At 68.0% G+C, this 24,589-nt stretch carries 13 protein-coding genes and 1 pseudogene; 8 read left to right on the top strand and 6 right to left on the bottom strand.

Features of this window, described 5'->3' with window-relative positions:
• From AC3ETA_RS02030 to obgE, 4 genes are all read left to right on the top strand, one after another.
• The coding region (locus tag AC3ETA_RS02030) for an iron-containing alcohol dehydrogenase family protein (protein WP_432191040.1) at positions 1–976 on the top strand (976 nt) is incomplete at its 5' end.
• A gap of 195 nt (positions 977–1,171) precedes the next feature.
• Positions 1,172–1,492, top strand: coding sequence for a 50S ribosomal protein L21 (rplU, locus tag AC3ETA_RS02025; RefSeq protein ID WP_393112460.1), 321 nt, complete (start codon positions 1,172–1,174; stop codon positions 1,490–1,492).
• 14 nt (positions 1,493–1,506) lie between these two features.
• Positions 1,507–1,761, top strand: a complete 255-nt coding sequence (gene rpmA / locus AC3ETA_RS02020) for a 50S ribosomal protein L27 (RefSeq protein WP_432191039.1) — start codon at positions 1,507–1,509, stop codon at positions 1,759–1,761.
• 132 nt (positions 1,762–1,893) lie between these two features.
• Complete coding sequence (obgE, locus tag AC3ETA_RS02015) at positions 1,894–3,330, top strand: GTPase ObgE (RefSeq protein ID WP_432191038.1); 1,437 nt, start codon at positions 1,894–1,896, stop codon at positions 3,328–3,330.
• Between the two features lie 219 nt (positions 3,331–3,549).
• Here obgE and AC3ETA_RS02010 read toward each other — a convergent pair whose 3' ends face one another.
• From AC3ETA_RS02010 to AC3ETA_RS01995, 4 genes and pseudogenes are all read right to left on the bottom strand, one after another.
• Positions 3,550–3,945, bottom strand: coding sequence for a hypothetical protein (locus AC3ETA_RS02010; RefSeq protein WP_432191037.1), 396 nt, complete (start codon positions 3,943–3,945; stop codon positions 3,550–3,552).
• A 68-nt stretch (positions 3,946–4,013) separates the two neighbouring features.
• Positions 4,014–4,292: pseudogene (locus AC3ETA_RS02005) on the bottom strand (esterase); the annotation flags it as partial.
• A 169-nt stretch (positions 4,293–4,461) separates the two neighbouring features.
• Positions 4,462–8,061 (bottom strand): bifunctional glycosyltransferase/CDP-glycerol:glycerophosphate glycerophosphotransferase, encoded by a 3,600-nt coding sequence (locus tag AC3ETA_RS02000; protein ID WP_432191036.1) that lies wholly within the window; start codon positions 8,059–8,061, stop codon positions 4,462–4,464.
• A gap of 24 nt (positions 8,062–8,085) precedes the next feature.
• Positions 8,086–10,317: a bifunctional glycosyltransferase/CDP-glycerol:glycerophosphate glycerophosphotransferase gene (locus AC3ETA_RS01995; protein ID WP_432191035.1), complete on the bottom strand. Its 2,232-nt coding sequence runs from the start codon at positions 10,315–10,317 to the stop codon at positions 8,086–8,088.
• A 326-nt stretch (positions 10,318–10,643) separates the two neighbouring features.
• Here AC3ETA_RS01995 and galE point away from each other — a divergent pair, with 326 nt between their 5' ends.
• The gene (galE, locus tag AC3ETA_RS01990) at positions 10,644–11,615 is read left to right on the top strand and encodes a UDP-glucose 4-epimerase GalE (RefSeq protein ID WP_432191064.1); all 972 of its coding nucleotides are present in this window, start codon (positions 10,644–10,646) and stop codon (positions 11,613–11,615) included.
• 79 nt (positions 11,616–11,694) lie between these two features.
• Here galE and AC3ETA_RS01985 read toward each other — a convergent pair whose 3' ends face one another.
• Positions 11,695–12,759, bottom strand: coding sequence for a phage baseplate protein (locus tag AC3ETA_RS01985; RefSeq protein WP_432191034.1), 1,065 nt, complete (start codon positions 12,757–12,759; stop codon positions 11,695–11,697).
• A 402-nt stretch (positions 12,760–13,161) separates the two neighbouring features.
• Here AC3ETA_RS01985 and AC3ETA_RS01980 point away from each other — a divergent pair, with 402 nt between their 5' ends.
• Positions 13,162–20,004, top strand: a complete 6,843-nt coding sequence (locus tag AC3ETA_RS01980; RefSeq protein WP_432191033.1) for a polymorphic toxin-type HINT domain-containing protein — start codon at positions 13,162–13,164, stop codon at positions 20,002–20,004.
• On the top strand, positions 20,004–20,471 hold the full coding sequence (locus AC3ETA_RS01975) for a hypothetical protein (RefSeq protein ID WP_432191032.1): 468 nt from the start codon (positions 20,004–20,006) through the stop codon (positions 20,469–20,471). The genes AC3ETA_RS01980 and AC3ETA_RS01975 overlap by 1 nt, the downstream gene beginning before the upstream one ends.
• A gap of 613 nt (positions 20,472–21,084) precedes the next feature.
• Here the strand turns inward: AC3ETA_RS01975 and AC3ETA_RS01970 are convergent.
• The gene (locus tag AC3ETA_RS01970) at positions 21,085–23,133 is read right to left on the bottom strand and encodes a hypothetical protein (protein WP_432191031.1); all 2,049 of its coding nucleotides are present in this window, start codon (positions 23,131–23,133) and stop codon (positions 21,085–21,087) included.
• A gap of 203 nt (positions 23,134–23,336) precedes the next feature.
• On the opposite strand from AC3ETA_RS01970, the gene proB reads away from it, so the two are divergent.
• A complete protein-coding gene (proB, locus tag AC3ETA_RS01965) occupies positions 23,337–24,464 on the top strand; it encodes a glutamate 5-kinase (RefSeq protein WP_432191030.1) in 1,128 nt (375 codons plus the stop codon).
• Positions 24,465–24,589: the final 125 nt, after the last annotated feature.

The following is a 24,589-nucleotide window of genomic DNA, read 5'->3' as shown; positions in this document are numbered from 1 at the left end:
GGACCAGCGGATCTCCCATTCCGGACGGCTCGCCGTGGCGATCAGCGGCGGCTCGGGGGCGCGGCTGCGTGAGCGGCTCTCACCGGTCCTGCCGGGTGCCGACTGGTTCGAGGTCGGCGGCGGCACCATCGACGACGCCGTACGGCTGGCCGACAAGATGAAGTCCGGCCGTTATGACGCGGTGGTCGGGCTCGGGGGCGGCAAGATCATCGACTGTGCGAAGTACTCCGCAGCGCGCATCGGACTGCCCATGGTCGCCGTGGCCACCAACCTCTCCCACGACGGCATTTGCTCGCCCGTCTCGATCCTGGACAATGACGCGGGCCGCGGCTCGTACGGCGTGCCGACGCCCATCGCGCTGCTCGTCGACCTCGCGGTGATACGAGAGGCACCGATTCGCTTCGTCCGCTCCGGGATCGGCGACGCCGTGTCCAACATCTCCGCGGTCGCCGACTGGGAGCTGTCCAACCGGATCAATGGTGAGAAGGTCGACGGACTCGCTGCCGCGATGGCCCGCCAGGCCGGGGAGGCCGTGCTGCGCCACCCGGGCGGCTGCGGCGACGACGGATTCCTGACCGTGCTGTCCGAGGGTCTCGTACTCTCAGGCATCGCCATGTCGATCGCGGGGCATACTCGGCCCTCCTCAGGGGCCTGCCATGAGATCAGTCACGCGCTGGACCTGCTGTACCCCGAGCGGGCCGCGAGCCACGGCGAGCAGGTCGGGATCGGCGCGGCGTTTGCGATGCACCTGCGCGGCGACCACACCAGCTCCTGGCTGATGGCCGAGACACTGCGTCGGCACGGGCTCCCGGTGCTGGCACGAGAGATCGGATTCACCGACGACGAATTCGTCCGGGCCGTGGAGTTCGCACCTCAGACCCGGCCGGGCCGCTACACGATCCTGGAACACCTGGAGCTGTCGACGCCCCGGATCAAGGACGCTTACGCCGACTACGTCTCGTCGGTCGGCGACTGAGACAGAGGTCCGGTTTGACCCTCGTGGTCCGGGCCCGTAATCTTGACTGTCGGCGTGTCCATCTGGACCGCCACATCCCTGTAAACCTTCTCCTCCCGGGCACGGGCCGTGGCCGGGAGAGGCTGCCTTGCGTGTGTGCGCCGGGTAGCTGGCCTGCGGGGGTGCCGTTTCTTCGAGCAAGAGAGTGAGATCCGCGTGTACGCCATCGTGCGCAGCGGTGGTCGCCAGCACAAGGTTGCTGTCGGCGACATCGTTGAGGTTGACAAGATTTCCACCGCCGAGGTTGGCGACACGGTCGAACTCTCGACCCTGCTCGTTGTCGACGGCGACGCTGTGACCAGCGATCCGTGGGTACTGGCCGGCATCAAGGTGCAGGCCGAGGTCGTGGACCACCACAAGGGCCAGAAGATCGACATTCTGCGCTACAAGAACAAGACCGGCTACCGCCGTCGTCAGGGCCACCGCCAGCAGTACACGGCGATCAAGGTCACTGAGATCCCCGCGGCTGCGAAGTAAGGGACTGAGGAGAGATGGCACACAAGAAGGGCGCATCGTCCACCCGGAACGGTCGCGACTCGAACGCCCAGCGGCTCGGCGTGAAGCGCTTCGGCGGTCAGGTCGTCAACGCGGGTGAGATCCTCGTCCGCCAGCGTGGCACCCACTTCCACCCGGGTGCCGGTGTCGGCCGTGGTGGCGACGACACACTGTTCGCGCTGCAGGCCGGCGCCGTGCACTTCGGCACCAGCCGTGGTCGCAAGGTCGTGAACATCGTTCCGGTTGCCTGAATCGCCGCCATCGGCTGATTCGGCTCGACCGTACGTTTCGCGAGGCGGACCTCACTTCCCGGTCGGGAAGGCGGGTCCGCCTTTCGCGTGTTAAGCAGGAACACTCTCTGACGTCTCTGGAGGCACCTCACCATGACCACCTTCGTGGACCGCGTCGAGTTGCATGTCGCCGCGGGTAACGGGGGCCACGGCTGTGCCTCCGTCCATCGGGAGAAGTTCAAGCCGCTCGGCGGCCCGGACGGCGGCAACGGCGGCCGTGGCGGGGATGTCATCCTCACCGTCGACCAGTCCGTGACCACTCTTCTCGACTACCACCACTCCCCGCACCGCAAGGCCACCAACGGCAAGCCCGGTGAGGGCGGCAACCGTTCCGGCAAGGACGGGCAGGACCTGGTCCTGCCCGTGCCGGACGGCACCGTGGTCCTCGACAAGGCGGGCAATGTCCTCGCCGACCTGGTCGGACACGGCACCTCGTACATCGCCGCGCAGGGTGGCCGGGGCGGACTCGGCAACGCGGCGCTGGCCTCCGCACGGCGCAAGGCGCCCGGGTTCGCGCTGCTGGGCGAGCCGGGGGACCTACGGGACATCGTCCTGGAGCTGAAGACGGTCGCCGACGTGGCGCTGGTCGGGTACCCGAGCGCGGGAAAGTCCTCGCTCATCTCCGTGCTGAGCGCCGCCAAGCCGAAGATCGCGGACTATCCCTTCACGACCCTCGTGCCGAACCTGGGCGTGGTGACCGCCGGCTCGACCGTGTACACCATCGCCGATGTGCCGGGGCTCATCCCGGGCGCCAGCCAGGGCAAGGGGCTCGGGCTCGAGTTCCTACGGCACGTCGAGCGGTGCAGCGTACTCGTGCACGTCCTGGACACCGCCACGTTGGAGTCCGACCGTGACCCCGTCTCCGACCTCGACACCATCGAGGAGGAGCTGCGCCAGTACGGCGGCCTGGAACACCGTCCCCGTATCATCGTCCTGAACAAGATCGACGTAACCGACGGCAAAGACCTCGCCGAGATGGTCCGGCCTGACTTCGAAGCGCGCGGCTACCGCGTCTTCGAGGTGTCCGCAGTGGCCCACACCGGTCTGAAGGAGCTGTCGTACGCCCTCGCCGATCTGGTGGCCAAGGCCCGTGCCGCCAAGCCACAGCAGGAGGCCACGCGCATCGTCATCCGGCCCAAGGCCGTGGACGACGCGGGCTTCACCGTAATCCGCGAGGACGAGGGCCTGTTCCGGGTACGCGGCGAGAAGCCCGAACGCTGGGTGCGGCAGACCGACTTCGACAACGACGAGGCCGTCGGCTACCTCGCCGACCGGCTGAACCGCCTCGGCGTCGAGGAGGAGTTGCTGAAGGCAGGCGCCCGCGCCGGGGACGGTGTGGCCATCGGCCCCGAGGACAATGCGGTCGTCTTCGACTGGGAGCCGTCGTTGACGGCCGGGGCGGAGATGCTCGGCCGGCGCGGCGAGGACCACCGGTTCGAGGGCACCCGTCCCGCCGCCCAGCGCCGCCGGGACCGGCAGGCCGAACGGGACGAGGTGCAGCGGGAGTTCGACGGATTCGAGCCGTTCTGAGCGATGAGCGGGCGGTCCGGACGTGCATGCGCCGGACCCGCCTGTCGAGGTTGAGCTCAGTAGTGGGGAGACGTCCATGGAGTGGGAACGGAGTTCCCGCTCCGCGCGGCCTCATCGTCGGCATCGAGGCGACGTACTGCGTCGCGCTCGACGCGTCACCAGAACGGGGGTGCCCGGAGTTCACCGGGCACCCCCGACTTCATGGAACCGGAAAGGGCCCTACCGTGCCGCGTAGCCGAAGCGAGCGCCGGCCGGGGGCAGGCCGCTCTGGCCGGGCTGGTAGGTGGTGACCGGGGCAACCGTACCGTCGGCGGTCACGTTGGACAGTGGCAGGGCGTACAGGGTGCCGTAGGTGTCGGGTCCGTACGCCATACCGACGTACAGGTGGGTGCCGGTGCAGTGAATGCTGCGGCCCAGGTACTGGTTGGTGCCCGGGGTGCCCGGGGTGCCCGGGGTGCCCGGGGTGCCCGGGGTGCCGGGGGTGCCGTCACCGTCGCCGACCTCCAGCCACCGGTCGTTGGCACCGGGTTCACCCAGCAAGGAGAAGGTCTGGACCGCGCCGGCGTTCGCCGTCGAGCCGAGGGCCTTGTTCGGGACGCCGACGGCCGGCTTCATCGTCGCAGTGGAGCTCACCTCACGCGGGGCGGTGTTGACGGCTGCCAGGGTGCAGCCGAAGCGGTCGCCATGCAGGCGGCGACCCCGTCCTTGCCGGTGACCGTGGCGGTGGTGGCCGCGGATGCGTCGACGGAGAACCCGCCGGTGTGCAGGTTCAGCGGCGCCCACTCGTCCGCGCTGCGGCCGTATCCGGCGAGTGTCAGCTCCTCGCCGGCGGTGGGCGCGGCGGTGGCCAGGGCGATGGGGGTGACGTTGGTGACCGGGCGGTTCAGCCGGGCCGGCACCACGTCGCGGTCGGTGCGGGGCACGAGCTCCACGACTTCGCGGACCGCCCCGGCGCTGCTGGTGCAGCGTCCGAAACGGCAACGGCCGTGCCGTACGCGGCAGTTTCCCGCCGCGTCCGCACCGCACTCGAGTGGGCGCCCGGGTCAGCCGGGGGAGCCGACCCGTCAACGCCCTTCCCGTCAAAGAGAGCTCCGGGGCCCGACCCTCTCTTCTCGCTTCCGCCGGTCGAGATCAGACCTCGCGGGCCTGCTCAAGCATCCGGTCCACGACCCGGGCCGCGGCGTTGCCGTCGTCGAGGTCGCAGAACAACTGTTGGAAGCGCTGGTAGCGCTCCGCGTACGAGGCGGACACCTTGTCGATGTCGCACAGGGCGCCGACCAGCTCCTCCGACGTGCGGATCAATGGGCCCGGCGCGTCGTTCTCGAAGTCGAAGTAGAAGCCGCGCAGCTTGTCCCGGTAGTGCTCCAGGTCGTACGTGAAGAACAGCATGGGCCGCTTCAGATGCGCGTAGTCGAACATCACCGAGGAGTAGTCCGTGACCATCACGTCCGCGATGATGTACAGGTCTGCGATGTCGGGGTACTCCGACACGTCGTAGACGAAGCCGTTGCCCGCGCCGGGGATGCTGTCCACCACGTTGGAATGCCGACGGACCAGCAGGACGTGGTCGTCACCGAGCCGCTCGCGGGCGTCCTCGACGTCGAGGCGCAGGTCGAACTTGAACTGGCCCCGCCGGTGCGACAGGTCGTCCCGCCATGTCGGCGCGTACAGCACGACGCGCTTGTCGGCGGGCAGGCCGATGCGCTCCTTGATTTCCTTGGCGCGCTGTTCGAGGTCGGGGGAGTAGAGGTAGTCGTTGCGCGGGTATCCCGTCTCGACGATCTCCCCGTCGTACCCCATGGCGCGCTTGAGGATCGGCGTGCTGAACCGGTTGGAGGAGACCAGCATGGTCCAGTTGCGGGCCTCCTGGATCAGTCGCTCGTGGTATTGCGGGTCGAACTTCGGCGCCTCGATGTCGAGACCGATCTTCTTGAGCATGGTGCCGTGCCAGTTCTGCACGATCACCTGGCCGGGGCGCCGCTCCATCCAGTGCGGCAGGTGGGCGTTGGTCACGATGTAGCGGCAGCGGGCCAGGGCCTCGTACCACTCCGTGCTCCAGAACCGCACCTTCTGCACGGTGTCGGGCAGGTTGACCTGTCCGTCGCGGACCAGCCACAGATACTCCAGGCCGGCTCCCCGGCGCAGCAGTTCCTCGTGCATGGCGCGCGGCGAGTCCGAGTACTGCTTGCCGTTGTAGCTGATGAACAGCACGGCGTCCCGGAGGGGCTGGTGCCGGCCCGCTTCGTAGACGTCCTTGCGCAGCCGCTCCTGGCGGTAGGCGCCACGTTCCAGGATGGTCAGGTCGGACGGGCAGTGCAGTTGCGGGAAGTCGTGCCACCGGGCCTCGACCTCGTACTGCCGGTCCTTGGCGGAGCCGAGCACGGGGAAGCTGCCCACGGCCAGCCGGTCGACGACGAACGGGATGTCGTAGCCGCCGTCCGCGGGGCGCAGGAAGAAGTTCCAGCGTCCGCTCTTCAGCGGCAACGACCCGTCCGGCCCGGACATGGACGCGGGGGTGAACTCGGCCCGGAACGAGCCGTCCGGCGAGGTGTGCAGCGGCACCGTCTTTTCGTCGAATCGGTCACGGGCCTTGACCACGAGGACCGTGCCCTCGATGTCGGCGGGTGTGCTGCCCTGGACGACATAGCGGTCCTCGGACCACACCACCTCGGTGATCCTGGCCTGGAGCGGTCGGCCGGAGAACTTCAGATAGCCGTTGTATCCGGCGAGCAGCGCAATCTCGTTGCGGTCGGAACCGTCGGCGAGTGAGGCGGGCAGCCGCACCTGGCGGTCGGCGAGGCCCTCGCGCACCACGGTGGAGAAGCGGCGCTCCGTCCCGTCCGGGGCCACCGCGACGAGCTGGGTGCTCCAGTTGCGGCGCGAGGCGAGCGCGGGATTGGCCCCGCCGGCGGCGTTCTCCTCCTTGACGACGTCCTGATGCTCACGCAGCAGGGCGATGTCCAGCATGGGCACGCGGACGGTGAACGGCGTGTGCGCGCCGGAGCCGGTGCTGAGGCTGACCGGGTAGTGCATCCGCTCGCCGCTCCTGCGGTTGGTGACGCGCAGCGAGACGGTCTCGCCCGCAGCGAGCGGCACCCGGATCCGACCGTCGATCTCGATGTCCGTGCCGACCGCACGATGGTCCGTGATCAGTGCGCGAACCCGCTCGACAACGAGTCGGAGCGCGCCCTTCTCCGGGGTCGGCAGCAGCCGGAAGTCTTCGTCCAGCCAGCTGTACGGCGGGTGATTGGCCTGCGTCGGTCCCTTCACCTGGACCGCCCGCTTGCGTACCAGCCCGGAGGTGGTGATGCCGATGCCCACCCGCCAGGTGCCCTCCTCCCAGCGGCCTCCCCGGCGCAGCTTGGCGGGGTCGAGCGCCAGCTCCCAGCCGGACCAGTCGTAGTTGGTGTGCCGATGCCCGGACAGCGACGTGGCCTCTGGAACGTAGGTGTTGCGCAGCGGCAGCACGCTGACCCTGCGGGAACCGTCCTTCTTCAGGACGAGGATCTTGACCGCGCTGCGCTTGGTCGACTGGTCGATCTGGTTGATCCACGCGTGCCCGGAGAGCAGCAGCTCGCCGTCGTCGCCCCAGCGGACGTCCTGCAGCGGAGCGTGCAGCTTGAGGTCGGGGTCGACGCGCCGGGCCTTCTTCGGCAGCTGAGCGGCGGCCTTCTCCAGGCCGGGGTAGCTGATGTACTTGCGGATCAGCCCGTCGATCTCCACCCGGTCGCCGCGCCGCTCCGCCCTGATCATCTCCACGATCTCGTCCACCGCGTGCTTGCGGACGAGCAGCCACTTGATGCGGCTGGCCGCGGGCAGGTCCATGACGATCTGCGGGTCGACCTGGTCCAGGTACTTGTTGATCACCCGCAGGAACTCGGCACGGAACTCCTCGTCGCCGTCCGGCAGGACGTTCAGGAAGATCCGCAGGTCGCCGGTGAGCGCGGTGTGGTCGTACTCCCGCTTCAGCTCGGCGGCCAACTCGCCGGGCTGAGAGGCGAAGAAGCGGCTGACGGACTCCACGGCCGCCGTGCGGTCCCGCACGGCCTTCGGCTCGGTCCGGCGCTGGGTGATCGAGGGAGCGGCCTCTCCCTCGCGCAGCCGCCAGTAGTACGTGGGCTCGCTGATGATGTCGACGGCCTCGGCGAGGAACTGCGCCGGCAGCATGACCGGGACGTCCTCGTACAGCACTCCCTCGGGGAAGGCGAGCCGGTGCTTCTCCCAGAATGAGCGGCGGAACACCTTGTTGCAGGCGATCCGGTCCGTCAGCAGCTTCCGGTTCCGCGAGACGTGTGTGCGCTTGACTGCGCCACCCGCGAGGATCCGGTGCATCGGGGACTGCCAGATCTTGGTGCTGTTGATGTGCTGGACGTTGCCCGTGGCGAAGTCCGAGCCGCTCTCCTCCAGGCTCTCCACCATGAGCCGGTACGCGTCCGGAGGGATCATGTCATCGCTGTCCACGAAGGCGATGTACTCGCACTCGGGTGCCAGGCGGGTCAGCCCGGTGTTGCGCGCGGCGCCGAGGCCGGCGTTCTCCTTGCGGATCAGCCTGAAGCGGGGGTCGCGGGCTTCGTACTCCGCGGCGATCGCGGCGGAGTCATCCGGCGAACCGTCGTCGACCATCAGTACCTCGAGGTCGCGAAAGGTCTGCGCGGCCAACGAGTCCAGACAGGCGGGGAGATACCTTTCCACGTTGTAGATGGGGACGATGACACTGAGCCGAGGGGCCATGGCTTGGTGGTCTTCCTTTCGAGGTCAGGCCCGCTCGACCGATTCGAGCGCCTGGTCGGGGGTCGGTGCGTGGGAGCGTTCGGTGAACGGGACGAACGGCAGCGGAGTCTCCTCGCCGAGGAAGACGCGGCGTACCACCCTTTCGGCTGCACGTCCGTCGTCGAACTCGCAGAACCGGAGCCGGAACGCGGCACGTCGCTCGGCCGCGTCCGGTCCGTCGTACTCGTCCGAGCCGAGTAGCCGGATCAACTCGGCCTGTGAGGTGGCCACCATCCCGGGCGGCTCCTCCAGCAGGTTGAAGTACGTGCCGCGGACCGTGGAGTAGATGTCCCAGTCCGGCGTGTAGATGATGATCGGCCGGTCGAGGACGGCGTAGTCGAACATCGCCGACGAGTAGTCCGTGATGAGCGCGTCCGCGGCCAGGTAGAGCTCCTCCACCCGAGGGTGCGCCGAGACGTCGACGATCCGCTCGCTGCGCCGCAGTTCGGCAATGTGTGGGGAACTGCCGTAGAAGTAGTGGCCCCGCACCATCAGGGTCACGTCGGGGCCCAGCTCGTCGGCGAGCCGACCGAGGTCCAGGCCCGGGTCGAAGCCCGGCTGGTACTCGCGGTGGGTGGGCATGTACAGAAAGGCCTTGGTGCCGGTGGCGAGCGTCAACTGCGCGCGTGCCCGTCGGACGTCCGCGGCCGTGGCGTTCACGAGGACGTCGTTGCGCGGGTAGCCGGCCTCGAGGGAGACGTAGGAGCTGGGGTAGACCCGTTCCCACACAGCCGTCGAGAAGGCGTTGGAGCTGAGGCTGAAGTCCCACCGGTCACACCGCTTGAGGAGTTTGTCGAAGTCCATGTCGGTGGAGGCGGGGTACTTCTGCTGGTCCAGACCCATCGTCTTCAGCGGAGTGCCGTGGTGGGTCTGGAGATGGATCTGACCCTCTCGCTTCACCACAGCGTCCGGGAAGTTCACGTTGTTGACCAAGTACTTGGCGCGCGCCAGGGCCGCCCAGTACTTCCGGGAGCCGACGCGGACGTACTCGACGCCCTTGGGCACCTGGTCCACCGCGTCCGGCCGGATGGCCCAGACCCGGCGGATGTGCGGGGCGAGACGGGCGAGTTCCGCGTCGACGGCGGCGGGGTTACAGGAGACGCCGCGGCTCCAGTAGGCGGAGAACAGGGCGAGGTTCTCGTCGAGCGGCAGCCGCAGCTGCGACTGGTAGAAGACGCCCATGGCGCTGCGCTTGGACCGGTTGACGGCGCTCCGTGCCCGAGCCCTGACCCTGCGCCGGAACTTCACGGCCGCGGTGGCGCTCGCCATGGCCGCGTACGCGTCGCGCTCCAGCATCGCGTACTTGTGGCCGCGGCCGCCGGCCAGCCGCTGGAATCCCTCGGGCCGGTGCGCGCGATAGTCGGCGGCGGCGCGGTGGAAGAACTCCGCCCGGGCGTTCCGCGGCAGTCGGTCCGGTCTCTCCAGCACGGTCAGATAGTGGTCGACCATTTTGCAGAACATCGGTGTCCGCCACTGGTCGAGTTCCTCGTGGGCCGCGATGAAGTCGAACACGCGGCGGTACTGGTCGAAGACGTCGAAGTGCTTGCGGCTGACGGTCTTGAGGATGTTGCCGCCTTCGCGGCGCTGCCGGTAAAGCACACAGACGCGGTCCAGGATGGCTATTCGCTCGGCGCTGATCAGCGAGCAGAACGTCCAGGGAGCGTCCTCGTAGTACCCGGGAGGGAAGGTGAGGCCGGTGCGGGTGATGAAGTCACGCCGGTAGGCCTTGTTCCAGACGATCTGGAGCAGGTCGAGCAGTTGCGGGCGGTCGGAAAGGCGGAAGACGTCCGGGCCTTCGCCGCTGAGCAGATCCGCTCTCTGATTGGGGCGGACCCTGCCGTCCCAGTAGGTACGCACGTAGTCGTAGACGAGTATGTCCGGGTCCCCGGTCGCCGCGAGGCGGTCGGCTATCGCCGCCAGCGCCCCGTCGGACAACGTGTCGTCACTGTCCAGGAACAGGACGTAATCACCCTGGGCTTTCTCCAGTCCCACGTTGCGCGCGCGCCCCAGACCAACGTTTTCAGTGAGGTGAATCACATGAATGCGCGCGTCTCTCTCTGCGTATCGATCGAGAATGACGCCCGAGCCGTCCGGCGAACAATCGTCGACGGCGATGACCTCGAAGTCCGTGTAGTCCTGCCCGAGTATGGAGTCAAGGCACTCTGTTAAGTAGCCCTGCACCTTGTATGCAGGGACGACAAGCGAGATTTTGGGCATCCTTCAACCTGTTCCGAGAGCTGACCATGTACGCACGGACTGAAGTGGGACCGCTCCGGACGCAGTTGGGCCCGCAGGGTCCGGCCGCATCAGCGTAAAGGATTCATGGAAAGTTTCCGTGGGAGCGGTGGCGGCGCGTCTGAAGGCGGCCCAATGGAATTGCCTGACTCTGCAAGGCCCCTGCTTTCTCTCCGGGGACCGCGAAGCATGCTCGCGATGGTGGCGATTTTATCCCTTTTGGCCCCTTGCGTCCTGTCTGCCCGACTCGATTTTTCCAACTCCGCAGAAGAGTCTGCAGGCACGGACTAGACCCTGGAGGCATGAGCATGAGTTGGCTGGTCACCGGTGGGGCGGGGTACATCGGCGCACATGTGGTGCGCGCCATGCGCGACGGCGGGGAGTCCGTCGTCGTGTACGACGACCTGTCCACCGGTAGTGCGGACCGGGTTCCGGAGGGGGTGACCCTCGCGGTCGGCAGCGTCGGGGACCGCGACCTGCTGGAGCGGACAATGCGTGACAATACTGTGACAGGTGTGGTGCATATCGCGGCGAAGAAGCAGGTCGGAGAGTCCGTCGAGCGGCCCCTTCACTACTACCGGGAGAACGTCACCGGCCTGCAGACGCTCCTTGAGGCCATGTCCGCGGCCGGCGTCGACAAGATCGTGTTCTCTTCCTCCGCGGCGGTCTACGGCATGCCCGATGTGGACCTCGTCATGGAAGAGACACCGTGCGTGCCCCTCAGCCCGTATGGGGAGACGAAGCTCATCGGCGAGTGGCTGATCAAGGCGGCGGCCACCGCGTACGGCATTCGGGGCGCCTCCCTGCGCTACTTCAACGTAGCCGGAGCGGCCTCGCCGGACCTGTCCGACACTGGAGTCTTCAACCTCGTCCCCATGGTGTTCGAGCGCCTGGAGGCGGGGGAGTCGCCGCGGATCTTCGGCGACGACTATCCGACGTCAGACGGCACGTGCGTCCGCGACTACATCCATGTGCAGGACATCGCGTCCGCCCACGTCGCGGCGGCATCGCGGCTGAAGGAGGCCGCGGCAGGCACGGCTCTCACGCTGAACATCGGCCGGGGTGAGGGGAGTTCGGTGCGGGAGATGGTCGACCGCATCCTCAAGGTCACCGGACGGGAGGACCTGACCCCCGAGGTGACCGCCCGTCGCGCCGGCGACCCGGCGCGCGTCGTGGCCTCGGCGGACCGCATCCGCGAGGAACTCGGGTGGTCGGCCCGCTACGGCGTGGACGAGATGATCGAGTCGGCCTGGCAGGGGTGGCGGCACCGCCGCGCGTGACTTGATGTGGTGGGGAGTCTCGCCCGGCAGCGTGCGAGGGCCCGCCCGGCCGCCCGGGCGGGCCCTCACACACGGGGGCTCAGACGAGAAGGTCCTTGTAGTAGAAAGTGGCCTTCTTGTCGGTCTGGCTGAGGGACTCCTCGGAGCCGAAGCCGATGTGGAGGCGGAGGGCGCCGGGGTTGGCCAGGTCGGGGATCTGGACGGCCAGACCCTCCGGCTCCCGGTAGAACAGGCTGTAGGCGGCGTTGCTCCAGCGGCGTTCGTAGACGATGCCGGTGTTCCAGTCGACGGATGTCAGGTAGGTGTTGCTCTGGCTGGTCTGGTTGCCGCTTGCGTCGTAGGTGTACGCGGTGCCGTCGAGGAGGTACAGGTACTGGCCCAGGCTGGTGTACCCCTGGAAGGTCTTACCGGTGAGAACGTCAGGCTGGGGGATGGCCGCCAGCGGGGTGAACGTACCGGCCTTGAAGGTGGCGAGGTCGTACAGGCTGAACTGCCAGGCGCCGTTGATCCGGTGCCGGTGCACGAGGCGGTTGTTGACCGGATCGACGGCGACGGTGTTGTGATCCGAGCCCGGCACCGGATCGAAGCGCGTGACCTGGAACGAGTCGGGCTGCAGCACGGCTCCGTTGGCGAACTTGAAGCGCGCGACCTTGGTGCCGTAGCCGTTGTTCTGGCTGTCGGGCACGGATTCGGTCTCGGTCCACAGATAGGCGCTGTTGCCGGACGGCTCGACGCCGATGGAGACGCCGTGACCGAAGCCTTTCAGGTACATCCGGCCGATGATGTAGCCCTGCCAGTCGAGCCGGGTGATGCACAGGTCGCCGTTGGTGGAGCGCTCGGTGCCGGTGTACGTCCGGGTCTCGCCGGGGAGGATGCGGCCGGCCTGCACCAACTGGGCCGTGTAGAGGTGCTTGTTGGTGTTGTCGAAGGCGAAGGACTGCAGGATCCGAGTCTCGCTCAGCAGGATCTCGCGGAGCCATTTGTCGGATCCGTCGGTGAGATCGAACCGCTGGGAGGCGGGCACGGCCGCGGAGGCGGTGCCGGCCTGGGTGAGGACCAGGGACCCGGTGAGGGCGGCAGCCGTCAGTCCGCCGGCCCGTCTGAGCACTTGCCGTCGGCTCGGGCCGGACGTCTCGCCGTTCATCTGACTCGGGATCCTTCGCTCGGCGTGTGCGCGCTGTGATGTGACGCAGTGACGCGGAATTGAACCACTTCCCCCACTTCTTGCACCAGCGTTTGTTTGTGCAGCTCAGCAACTGGTTCCCGATCCGGCTAAAGCGTGATTGACGTCACATTCGTAAGGGTGCCGTAAAGGCCTGTTTCTGTTGATCATTCCGCTTTGCGTGACTGTTCACATGTCAGTCGCAACGTTTAACGTGCCGACTTGATTTGGCCTCTGAGCAGTCATCTTTTTGTTGGTGCCGCGCAGTCACGGCCTGTTCGCTCTGCTGTCAACGCCGGGACGGTGTCCCGGCTTCGTCTGGTTGGGGATGGTCCCGTGCGACACGCGCGCAGGCAGGGGAAGGCGACGCCGTGGGCGTTGGCCATGGCTATGGCGGCCTCGTTGCTGGTTGCGGTCCCGGTGGCCGAGGCCACGGCCGCGGTCTCCGCTGCCAAGCCGAAGCCGCCCGTGGACGTTCCCGCCGGGGAGGCCGGTTCCGTCCCGAAGGATGAGATGGCGGAGCCGACGCGGACGAAGCCGGTCCGTCCGAAGTGGCCCAAGGCCGCCCAGGCGCGCATCTCCCTGTCCGACCTGGCCCCGGGCAAGTCTGCCCCGGTGGTCCCGTCCGGTGGCGGCGAGGCAGCCGTCCAGGTGGGCCCGGCGCCGGTGTCGGCCCTGGCCCGGCCCCAATCGTCGCTCCTCACTTCCGCGCCCGAGGACATTGGGGTCAAGGTCCTCGACCATGCCCAACTGGCCAAGGCCGGCGGTGTCGGCCTCGGCGTCCAGGTCACCCGGCGCGACGGCACCGGTACCCCCGGCCCGGTACGCGTCTCGATCGACTACTCCGACTTCAAGTACGCCTACGGCGGCAACTTCGCCTCCCGGCTGCGCCTGGTTGCGCTGCCGGCCTGTGCGTTGACCACGCCGAAGGCCAAGGGCTGCTCGCCGGACAACCTGAAGTCCGTACCGGTCACCAACGACACGGACAGTGACACGATCACGGCCACGGTGCAGGCGGACGGTGACCCGGACGCGGGAGTCTCGCTGATCGAGTCGAACAGCTCAGCAGTGTCGAAGTTCCAGTCGGCACCGTCCTTCACCACCACTGCCGCCTCCGGGACGGTCTACGCGCTGGCGTCGGGCTCCTCGTCGGAGGCGGGCGACTACCGGGCCTCGTCGCTGAAGCCGTCCGGGTCGTGGAACGTCTCCACCGGCTCGGGCGCGTTCACCTACAACCTGCCAGTGCAGATCCCCAAGCCGCCCACCGGCCCCACGCCGCCGCTGTCGTTGTCGTACAACTCGCAGTCGGTCGATGCGATGACCTCGGCCCAGAACACCCAGGCGGGCTGGGCCGGTCTGGGCTGGGAGCTGGGCGGAACGGGCTTCATCGAGCGACGCTACCGCGGCTGCCAGGACGACGGCACCGGCACCGGCTGGGTGGGCGACCTGTGCTGGGACTCACCGAACTCGACGCTCGAACCCGACGGCGCGATGTACGTCATCCACTTCAACGGCGTCAGCTCCACCCTCGTCCAGGACGGCAACGGCACTGGCTCCTACCACGTCCAGGACGACCCGGGCTGGCGCGTGCAGCACCTGACGGGCGGGCACGGCTCGGACGACGAGTACTGGGTCATCTCCGCCCAGAACGGTATGCGCTACTACTTCGGCTGGGGCCGCTCCGAGCGCACCAGCGCGGCCACGGATTCGGTGCTGACGGTGCCGGTGTTCGGCAACAACCCGGGCGAGCCGGGCTACAACGGCGGCGTCGGCGTCCGGGACCAGGCATACCGCTGGCAACTCGACCGTGTGGTCGACCCAAACGAGGTGGAGTCCGCCTACTTCTACGAGAAGGAGCAGAACCACTACCGCTCGGTGCTGCTGACCGACCAGGCCCGCGCCTACGACTCCGCCGCGTACCCGGTCAGGATCGAGTACGGCTGGGCCTCGCAGATCCCCGGCGCCCAACTGCCCGCCAAGGTCGACCTGCGCTACGTAGGCCGTTGCGTGGAGCGCATGTCGGACACGGACCCGCTGGCCAGTGAGCCGGCGGCCTGTCCGGCCATCTCCTCCAACCCGGACTCCTACCCGGACGTGCCCACCGACCTGATGTGTGACGGCACCGACGCCGACAACGGCTGCCGCACCATCACCGGTGAGACCTACTCGCCGACCTTCTTCGCCGCGAAGATGCTGTGGGACATCAAGACCTACGTCCGGGACGACGACGCTTCGGCGTGGGATCCGGCGATGCAGTACCAGATGAAGTACGGCCTGCCCAACCCGGACGGCGTGGTCGACGCCAACCTCTGGCTCGACTACGTCCAGCGCAAGGGCTACGGAGACGGCCCCGACATCACCCTGCCCACCATCAACATCAACGGTGACTGGCGGGACAACCAGCTCGGCGGCGGCGTCCTCAACTTCCGCCGGGTCACCCAGATCCACGGTGACCTCGGCTCCTTCGTCAACGTCACGTACCGCAACTACGACGAGCAGGACACCTGCGACATCAACAACCCGCCCACGGAATCCAACAACACCGAGGCGTGCTTCAAGCAGCGCTGGGTGCCGGAGGGCTCCACCACGGAGCAGACGGGCTGGTTCAAGAAGTACGTCGTGTCGAAGGTGAGCGTGGACCCGGGCCCCGGGGCGGGCTCCGGCAACGACGGCGACCCGGTGATGACCACCACCTACGACTACGTGGGCAAGCCGGCCTGGGCCTTCCCCAACGATCCGCTGACCAAGGACGAGGACGAGTCCTGGACGGAGTGGCGCGGCTACCAGCAGGTCGAGGTCCACACCGGCACCAAGTCCAACGCGGCCTCCACCTACTACTGGCTCTACCGCGGCATGGACGGCGACCGAACCTCCAAGACCGACCCCTCAGCCACCCGCAGCGTCACCGTCGACGACGGCGACAGCGCGACCCCGGCGGTGACCGACTCGGCCTGGCTGAACGGCAAGATCCTGGAGACCAGCAACCGCGACGGCTCCGGCCAGTCCCACAAGCGGGTCTGGCACGAGTACTGGGTGTACAACACGGCCCAGTACGAGGGTCTGCCCGACGCCCGCTTCGTGCGTGAGTCGAAGACCACAACTGATGAGAAGACCTCGACCGGCTGGCGCGAGCACGTCGTCAAGGACGAGTACGACACAGCAGAACCCGCCAGCACCAAGTACGGCCTGCCCCTGCGCACCAACGACTGGGGCCTGTCCGCCACCGACGACAACCGCTGCACCACCTACGGCCGCGCCTACAACACCGACTACTTCCCCAACTCGCAGGTCCAGCGCTGGATGGTCCTGCCCGACGAGACCCGCCACTACGCAGCCGACTGCGCGGCCCGCTCGTCGGCCAACCAGGACGCCTACACGGTGACGCTGTACGACGGCGCTACCTCGGTCGCGACAAACAAGCCGGCCGACGGCAACGCCACCGAGGTGCGCAACTACACGGATGCCACCAACTACCGCCGCACGAGCGCGACGTACGACCAGGGCGGCCGCCAGATCACGGCGACGGACGGCAAGCAGAAGACCACCACGACCACCTACTCACCGGCGACGTCCTGGCCGGTCAACGGCGTCAAGGTGACCACCCCCGACCCCGACGGCACCACGGCCGGAGCCGGGCCACAGTCCACCACCACCTGGTACTCCCGCCTGTGGGGCACCCCGTACCGGATCCTGGACGCCAACAACCACACGGCCCGGATCGTGCACGACTCGGTGGGCCGCATCGCGCAGGTCTTCAAGCCCTCCCAGATCGCCGCCTATCCCAGCGGTACGCCGTCCATCGCGTACGACTACACGGTCACCGTGTCGGACAACAGCGCGGGTGTCCCCGATCTGGTCTCGGCGGTTCCGCCGAAGATCACGACGCGGACCCTGCTGGAGTCCAGTGGAAAGACGGCGACTTCATACAAGTACGTCGACGGACTGGGCCGCACCCGTGAGACACAGACCCCGGCTCCGACCGGCACCGGACGGACCGTCGTGTCGACCCGCTACGACACATCCGGCAACGTCACCGGCGCCAGCGCCGCGTTCTACAACGCGGACGCCGCGGGCTCCGGCATGGTCCTGCCCACCGTGACCGACCTGCCCTCCTATACCGACCTGATCATCGACTTCGCCGGCCGGACCACCGAGTCGCGGATCCTGGTGAACGGCATCGCGCAGAGCCAGGGCCAGACGCGCACCAACTTCCACGGCGAGTACACCACCACGATGCCTGCCGCTGGTGAGCGCACGAACACCTACTACGACGTGTTCGGTCAGGTCACCAGGGTCGTTGAGTTCGGCCCGTCCACGTACTCGACGTACTACGACTACACCCGGAGCGGCCAACTCTCGAAGATCACCGACTCCAAGGGCAACGTCACCACGTACACCTACAACTGGCTCGGCGAGCGCACGGGCGGCAAGGACCCCGACAGCGACCCGAACGGAATCGGCGCCTCCACCTACGATGCAAACGGCAACATCGAGACGACCAAGGACGGCAACGGCACCGTCCTGACGTACACGTACGACGCCCTGAACCGGCCGCTGACCGTGCAGAACGGGTCGACGGTGCTGACCCGCAACAGCTACGACACGGCGCCAGGGGGCATCGGCCTGCCTGCCGGCTCGACCTCGTACTCGGGCAGCTATGCCTACACCACCTCCGTCACCTCCTACGACGTGGACGGCAACGCCACCGGGGCGCAGACGACGATCCCCGCCGACGGAAGCGGCCTGCAGGGCACCTACGAGACGGCCTCCACCCACAATGCGGGCGGTCAGCAGACCAGCGTGACCTACCCGGCCGTCGGGGACCTGCCGCAGGAGACCGTCACCACGCAGTTCGACGCCCTCGGCAACCCGGAGAAGGTCACCAGCGACCTCGACAACACGGTCTACGTCGACGCGACCGGCTTCGACAGCCTGGGCCGCCTGACCGACCGCACTTACGGCACCACCGCCACGACCGGTACCACGGCCCGCCGCTCGTACGCGTACGACGACGCCAATGGCACCGGCTGGCTGAAGAACATCACCACGACCACCAGCACGAAGGGCACCGTCCAGAACGACGACTACCTCCGCGACAACGCGGGCCAGACCACCGACCTCGCCGACCGGATCACCGGCCAGCACCAGTGCTACACCTTCGACGAGCTGATCCGTCTCTCCCGCGCCTGGACCTCGGCGGCGGCCACCGGCTGCGCCGGCCCCTTCTCCACCGACCTGTCCACCGGTCAGGACCCCTACCAACTCGACTACACCTACGACGGCATCGGCAACCTGCAGAAGGTCACCAACACCACCGCCACCGGCGCCGAAGTCAACGACTATGTCTACCCCGGCTACTCCGCCGACCAGTCGACCTACACCGCCGGCGCCGACCGGCCGCACGCCGTCTCCACCGTCAAGACACCGGCCGGAACCGACAGCTACACCTACGACGACGCCGGCCGGATGAAGAGCCGCACGGTGAACGGGGCCACGACCGACCTCGCCTGGAACGCCCTGGGTCAGGTCACCGCGACCAGCGGGGCCAGCACCACCGGCTATGTCTACGACGCCGGCGGCAGCCTGCTGCTGCGCAGCTCACCGAACGAGAACGTGCTGTATCTGGACGGCCAGGAGGTCCACAAGGCACCGGGCGCCGACGCGAAGGCCACGCGCTACTACAGCGACGGCAGCGGCGTCGTCGCCTCGCGCACGGCGGTGGACCCGACCACCAGCAAGCTGAGTTGGGTCATGTCCGACACCCAGGCGTCGACCCAGCTGACCGTCGACACCGCCACGGGCACCCCGTCGCGCCGCCGCTACCTGCCCTTCGGCGCCCAGAACGGCGACACCGACCTGCCCGCCGGCAGCGACCGCGGCTTCCTCGGCAAGCCCGAGGACGACACGACGGGCCTGTCCGTCCTGGGCGCCCGCATGTACGACGCCACGCTGGGCCGTTTCCTCAGCCCGGACCCGCTGGTCACGCCGTACGCACCGCAGAACCTCAACGCGTACTCGTACTCGGTCAACAACCCGGTCAGCCTCATGGACCCCGACGGCCTCAAGCCGGTCACCATGTGCGACAGGGGCTGCAAGGACGGCGACGACACCTACCGGGACTGGATGACCCCGAACGGGGACGGAACCTGGGACTACCACTACGAGAACACCCACTACAACTACCGCTCCGACGGCGAGCTCCACAGCATCTACAAGACGGGCAGTGACCTGCCGACGCTCGGCAAGAAGATCGATTTCAAGCCGTACGACAACGCGATCACCGTGACTGTCTTCAAGACCGTCGCCTCGCTCGTCCTGCCCGACCCCACGGCATGGAAGGACTGTCTCTCCGGCTCCGGCGCGCAGAGCTGCCTCGTGGCGGGAACGGACCTTCCCCTCGCCAAGGCCCTGAAGCTGGTGCCCGACTCGGTGCTCAAGAAGGGCGTCGACGCCGTCGGGGACTGGCTCGCGAAGTTCGGCAAGGGCTGCAAGTGCTTCCTCGCCGGTACCGACGTCCTGATGGCCGACGGCAGGACCAAGGACATCGAGGACGTCAAGGTCGGCGACGAGGTCCTCGCCACCGACCCGAGAACCGGTGAGACGGACCCCCGAAAGGTCACCCGCCTCATCGTCACCGAGGACGACAAGCACTTCAACGAGCTGTCCCTCGCCACCGAGAACGGCATCGAAAACCTCACCGCGACCCACGAGCACCCCTTCTGGTCCCCGTCACAGCGAGACTGGGTCCAGGCGGGCAGTCTCCGGCCGGGCATGACGTTGCGCACGGACGACGGCGACACGGTCATCGTCACCGCCAACCGGCACTTCACGAAGAACGCCCGCACGTACAACCTCACCGTCGATGGCCTGCACACGTACTATGTGCTGGCGGGCGAGACTCCGGTCCTCGTTCACAACAGCAACTGCAATCTCTTCAGTGGCGACGGATGGCAACATGTGTTGGACGAGCATGTGAATGGAAGTCCTGGGGTGGCGCCAGGTAACACTACGTTCTCCGATTATCTTGACCTCGATGACATTGGAGATTTGATCGAGGACACGGCCAAAACGCGGGGGCGGCCGAATACCCCTGATGCAGCTGGGCGTCCTCGCGACGGAACAATTCACACATACGACTTCGAATACCCTGTTGGATCCAGGGGTGAAACGAGCGTCGAAGTGATCCTCAACCCGGACGGATCCCTGCGTACCGCCTATCCAAGGTGATGGAAGTGGAAGAATTTTCTCTGGATTGGAAGATGGTGCGGACCGGCTCTGCCGACCTCGTCCTACGTTTTCCGCAAGAGACTATCGAGGTGCACACCACGTACGTGGGGGATGGGCTCGGTTCAGTAGTGCAAGCGGCCATCGACCTCCAGTTGGGGTCAAGCTCGGCAATTGCTTTCCTTCCTGCTGAGCCTGCGGGTACCTTTCTGTTCTTTTCCGGAGCGGATGAAGGGGTGGTGTACTTGCAGGTCGTCCAATTCGCTGACATGGAATCGGAGTCCCGTCGCTGGAGTGGTGGTAGCTTGCGATGGCGCGGTCTAGTTGACGTACGCGTATTCATTCGAAGCGTGGTGGTCATGGCTGACGCTGTGCTGGCGAAGTGTGGCGGTAGTGAAGCGTATTCGAAGGCCTGGAGCGGAATTCCATTCCCGTGTGATGAATTGGAAGCCCTCCGGCTGGAATCGTGAACTGCGACGAGGGGCCACCCTGCGCGGGTTCGGTTCTTCCAGCTTGCAAACTTGAAATCTCGACGGAAGGGTGGTTTCTGCCGTTATGTCGTCACCTGACGGCAGTAGTTGACGCTGAGGTTGAAAGGGCGGGGTGACAAGCTACGGGGGCTCCAGCCAGTCCGGTCCCGGCGATGAAGCCGTTGGGGGCTTCGGGGCGGCGTTGGATGTCGTGTAGGCGGTTCTTCACGAGCGGGGTGAGGTCTCCGACCCTCGCCAGGGTCCACCGCTGATCCTCGCTCCAGCCGTGCGCCGCAGGGCCGGCATCCCTCAGCGGCAACGTCAGCGGACGATGGCTCCGCACGGCGGCGGGTCGTCGCCGTTGTTGCGGGCCCGGCTCGTCGTTGGCGGGACCGTCCAGGGCGGTGCTGAGGGTGTCTATGGCGTCGCGCTGGAGGCGGAGTCGGACGTGGGCGCAGACGCGACGACCCCAGCCAACCCAAGCCGAACAGCATCCCCGACTCCGTGCACCTCGCCGAGCCGCACGAAGCCCGCGCCGGCCACGGATATCGCGTGGTCGGCGCGGGCTTCGTGCGGCGTGCGGCGTGCCAGGCGCTCAGGTCCTCGGGCGGGCCTACGCTTGGTGGGCGGGCTGCGGCGGCGTAAGCGACTTGCCCTGGTCCGGGATCTCGGTGGCGGTCTCCGCTGCCAGCCGCTCCACCATCCGCGCCCGGTGTTCCTGGGCCTCGGAACACAGTGCCTGCACGGCGTCGTTGAAGCGTACCTGTGACACCGGCTCGTCCGGCCCCAGCAGCTCGCGCTTCAACTCGGCCCGAACCTCCGCCAGTTCGTCCTTCTCGGGGTGCCGCACCGTCTTCAGCAGGTCCGGCACTCCGGCCGCGTCCGGCGTCAGCACGGTCGCCGCGCGCACGGTCGGGAACGCCTTGCGGAAGGTGTCCTCCGCGAGTCCGCTGGTGTTGGCGACGGCGTACGGCTTCCCACTCGCCAGGAAGTCACTGATCACGCTCGACACATCGCTGATCAGCAGGTCCGCCCGGTCGAAACAGGCGTACAGCGCGGGCCGGACGTCCGTGACGACCTGGTGCTCGCCCTGCGGCAGCGACGCCCAGTACGCCTCCTCCCAGGCCGCCGTCGCCGCCGCCACCGCATTCGCCCGCCCCGGCTCCGGCGCGGACTGGAGCATCATCCGCTCGACCTGATCGGCGGCGGCTCGCGTCGCGGTCGTGGTGAGCCGGTCCAACTCCCGTGTCCGCAGGGCGAGTTCCCCCGTGTCGCGCGGCTGCTCGACGGCCCGCTCGCGGTTCGCCGCGCGGATCAGCTCACGGATGCGCAGATCGGCCGCCCCGGCTCGCGGATCCACCGAGCCCGTCAGCGGGTGCGGCTTGTACAGCAGCCGTACGCCCGGGTCCGCGAGCAGCGCCCGCACGAGGTTCTCGCCGGCCTCGATCACCGAGGTGTTGCCGGGATTGCCGTCCCAGCCTTCCCAGGTCGGGGCGTACAGGACCGTGGTCCAAGCGCCGGCCGGCGGGCCCGCGTACGGCCGTAGGCCATCCAGCTGCGGACGGCCGATCTCCACCACGTCCTTGTCCTCGACGCCGACGTCGGCCAGGGCATACCGCTCCCGCGCCGCCGGACCGGCCACCCACACCTCGTCGTAGGCCTTCGCGTACGGGTTGCAGGAGGACAGCTTGTCACTCTCGCCGTGGTTGACGAACGTGTGCTTCACCGTGGGGATGCGCAGCACCTGGGAGGTCTTGCCGGAGTTCGAGGGGTGGATGAGGATCTGGAGCGAGGAATCCTCCAGGCGCATCAGCGTCGAGACCTTCGGCAGGCACAGGATCGGCACGTCCGTCGGGCCGATCTTCTGCACCATGAACCGCTCGCGCAGCACGATGAGCGGCCGGCCGTCCAGCTTCGCCAGCGGCTCCAGCCACATGTTCGCCTGGTACGCCGAGGAGACCCCACCGGAGAAGTACAGACCGGCCGTCGGCCGGTACTCCGCGAGCCAGGCGTCCAGCCACTGAAGCGTCTCGTGCTCGCCCGCCGGGCGACGGCTCGGCAGCAGCCGTACGAGTAGGTTGCACAGGCCCACCAGGGAGAGTCCCAGGGACACCGCGATGCCGAGGACGGCGTAGCGCACATCGTCGGTGGCAGCCGTGGCCAGCAGGCCCGCGGTGGCCGGGAGCCCGAAGATCAGGATGCGGTCGTTGGGGCGGCGCAGCAGGAGCGGCGAGGCCGGGGACAGGCGCAGTGCCGAGGCGTCGATGTTGCGGGTGACCACCGGCAGGGTGCGGGTGCGGCGGACCAGTATCGAGACCGCCTGGATCGCGCAGTGCAGGGCGTAGAAAGCGAGCAGGCCCGCGACCAGCGGTGTGTACAGCGTCTCCCGGTTCTGCTCGCCGAGCCGCAGCAGGGCGACGACCAGCAGCAGATCCCGCAGCACATGCCGTACTGTGATGTCCGCGTGTGACTTGGCGAACACCGACTGCATGCCGCGCTGCCATCGGTACATCACGCCCTCGATGGCCAGGGACAGGACGGTCGAGGCGAGCAGCAGCGGGATGTGCGGCCGCAGCGCGGCCACGGCTTGGGCGCAGAAGGCTGCGACCAGGAGGGCCGCGACCAGGGCTCTGGCCGGGACGCTGGACAGGGGTGTGGGCAACTGCGGTCACTCCAAGATCAGCGCGGAAGTCTGCGCTCCGGTTAACGTGCGGCAGCATACAGGCGACACGCACATGCCTTGAATGCCTTGCGAAAGTGGTCACGTTTGCCTGTCCGGAGGTTGGACCGATGCGCACCACACGATCCGCTTCGCGTAGATTTCGGGGCAGGCAGCCGGCGTCCGCGCGAGGGGGAAGAGCACAGGTGGCAGGGGCAAGGCAGGGTGTGCGCGAGGCCCGCAGGGTCGTCGTCAAGGTGGGCTCCTCGTCACTGACCACCGCCTCCGGCGGCCTCGACGCGGACCGTGTCGACGCGCTGGTCGACGTCCTCGCCAAGGGGCGCAGCGGCGGGGAGCGGGAGATCGTGCTGGTCTCCTCCGGTGCCATCGCGGCCGGGCTCGCCCCGTTGGGGCTGCGCCGCCGCCCCAAGGACCTCGCCCGCCAGCAGGCCGCCGCCAGCGTCGGTCAGGGCCTGCTGGTCGCCCGCTACACCGCCTCCTTCGCGCGCTACGCCGTCCGCGTCGGCCAGGTGCTGCTGACCAGCGACGACATGAGCCGCCGCGCCCACCACCGCAACGCCTCGCGCACCCTCGACAAGCTCCTCGCGATGGGTGCGTTCCCGATCGTCAACGAGAACGACACCGTCGCCACGGACGAGATCCGCTTCGGCGACAACGACCGGCTGGCCGCCCTCGTCGCCCACCTCGTCCGCGCCGACCTGCTGGTGCTGCTGTCCGACGTGGACGGCGTCTACGACGGCGACCCGAGCAAGCCGGGGACCGCGCGGATAGCGGAGGTACGCGGGCCCGACGACCTCGCGCACGTCGAGATCGGCAGCGCGGGCAAGGCCGGCGTCGGCACCGGCGGCATGGTCACCAAGGTCGAGGCGGCCCGGATCGCGGCGGCCGCCGGCATCCCCGTCGTCCTGACCAGCGCGATCCACGCCGCCGAGGCCCTGTCCGGCGGCGACACCGGCACCTACTTCCACGCCACCGGCAAGCGCTCCGCCGACCGTCTGCTGTGGCTCCAGCACGCCTCCACGCCCCAGGGGTCGCTGACCCTGGACGACGGCGCGGTACGGGCGGTCGTGGAGCGCCGCAAGTCCCTGCTGCCGGCCGGGATCGCGGCCGTCGAGGGCGAGTTCAGCGCGGGCGACCCGGTCGAACTGCGCGACGCCTCGGGGCGCGCGGTCGCCCGCGGGCTCGTCAACTTCGACGCCAAGGAGATCCCCCAGCTGCTCGGGCGCTCCACGCGCGAGCTCGCGCGGGAGCTCGGAGCGGAATACGAGCGGGAGGTCGTGCACCGCGACGACTTGGTGCTCCTGGAGCCGTAGACGGCAGGTGCTCCTGGAGCCGTAGGCGGCCGAAAACAGGGGGAACGCCCCGTTTCGAAGTTCGCCCTGAGGTGGACGTTCCGCAAAACCGCCCCGCGAGCCCTTGCGGCCTGCTCAACTTTGTC

Source organism: Streptomyces sp. bgisy027, assembly GCF_057710365.1.
Note: the sequence above shows the minus strand (reverse complement) of the source record. Positions and strands in the feature narration are given on the sequence as shown.